1 protein-coding gene is annotated in these 228 nt (G+C 68.9%); it reads right to left on the bottom strand.

The genetic code is table 11. From position 1 onward, the window contains the following. The coding region (locus tag KVT45_RS58015; RefSeq protein ID WP_217562827.1) for a hypothetical protein at positions 1 to 205 on the bottom strand (205 nt) is incomplete at its 3' end. Positions 206 to 228 lie beyond the last annotated feature (23 nt).

The following is a 228-nucleotide window of genomic DNA, read 5'->3' as shown; positions in this document are numbered from 1 at the left end:
ACGTCCCCCCCGCCCTGGTCAACAGCCTCACCAACCGCGAGTGCGCCAAGAAGAGCGAGCCACTCTGCCTGATCGACGTCTCCGACACCGGCAAGACCCACTTGCTGATCGTCTCGGCTCCGCCGCAGCGACGGCCGGCCTCCGACTCCGATAGGCGCTCGCCGCCCGCCTGGTCAACGTCCTCTTCGTGGCCGCCGACGAGCAACAGCCCTCCAACACGATCCCCCC

The sequence above is a fragment of the Streptomyces sp. GbtcB6 genome (genome assembly GCF_019091475.1).
Taxonomy (GTDB): Bacteria; Actinomycetota; Actinomycetes; order Streptomycetales; family Streptomycetaceae; genus Streptomyces; species Streptomyces hyaluromycini.
Note: the sequence above shows the minus strand (reverse complement) of the source record. Positions and strands in the feature narration are given on the sequence as shown.